The following is a 1,122-nucleotide window of genomic DNA, read 5'->3' as shown; positions in this document are numbered from 1 at the left end:
ACGGCCGCACGCCGCCGCTCCGGCGGGAGCTCGGGGCCGTCCGGCGCGCCGACCCACTGCGCCAGGTAGGCGAGGAAGTCCGGCGGCGCGAGACGGGGGTCGAAGTACGCGGCCAGGTTGTCGAGCGTGCACAGGAGCGGGGCGAGCACCTCGTCCAGCGCGCCCGTGAAGCGCTGGAGGAAACGGTTCTCCCCGGCGCCGTCCCCGTCATCCGCATAGACGCCCGGCAGCTGCGCCCCGAGCGGGTGGCGGCTGGGCAGGCCGGGGACGGAACCGCGTCCATGCGGCTGGGCCGGCATCCGTCCTCGCTTCCCTGGTCGTTGATCACTGATCGTCGGTCATGGGCCGTTCGTCATGGGCCGTTCGTCATAGGCCGTTCGTCACGGGTCGTTAGTCACAGGTCGTTCGTCACAGGTCGTTCGTCACGGGTCACTCGCCGGCGACGCGGACCTGGTGCTCGTACGAGAACACCAGGGCGTGCGGGGCGAGGTGGATCCGGTCGGTGGCCTCGCCGCGGCGGCCGTGCTCCGGGTCGGCGGGGAAGAGCCGGACGCTCTCCACCAGTTCGACGCCGGGCACCCGCTGCAGCACGGCGAAGACCTCGCCGGCGTGCAGCGGGCGGCCGAACGGCCAGCCGGTGCCGTCCGGCCCGCCGGTGAGCGGGTTGAGGTGGCGGTGGAGTGCGGCCAGCGCGGCCCGTTGGACGGCGCCCGGCGTGCTGCGCGGCCTCGCCCGCAGCGCGGCGACGACCGTGACGCCCTGGTAGTGCGGCGGCTCCACCAGCAGCCGCGCGCCGAGCAGCCGACGTTCGTCCAGGTAGGCGGTGACCTGCTCCAGCAGCTCGGGCGAGCAGGCGAGTTGGCCGAAGGCGAGGCGGCCCTCGCCGTCGTCCTCGGCGTTCGGCACGAGCAGCACCCGCACCCCGCCGGCGTCGGGCCCGGTCTCGGTGGCCACGCAGCGCACCCGGCCGACGGCGGGGGCGGCCTCGCGCGCCAGCTCCTCGTAGTCCTCGGCGGTGACGGCCCGGCGGCGGGTGCGCAGCACGATCGGGCCGCGCAGCCGGGCGCTCGCGACGTCCTCGCCGTCGACGCCGCCCTCCGCCGCCCGCGTGTTCTCCACCCG

At 75.6% G+C, this 1,122-nt stretch carries 1 protein-coding gene and 1 pseudogene; both read right to left on the bottom strand.

The window, feature by feature from the left end; genetic code table 11:
* A pseudogene (locus AB0O00_RS40805) lies at positions 1-299 on the bottom strand (hypothetical protein); the annotation flags it as partial.
* A 130-nt stretch (positions 300-429) separates the two neighbouring features.
* Positions 430-1,122, bottom strand: a 693-nt coding sequence (locus AB0O00_RS40800) for a putative baseplate assembly protein (protein ID WP_363659708.1), incomplete at its 5' end; no start/stop codon positions are given.

The organism is Kitasatospora sp. NPDC093558 (assembly GCF_040683475.1).
GTDB lineage: Bacteria > Actinomycetota > Actinomycetes > Streptomycetales > Streptomycetaceae > Kitasatospora.
The sequence above is the reverse complement of the archived record's forward strand: the minus strand, read 5'-3'. Positions and strand labels throughout refer to the sequence as shown.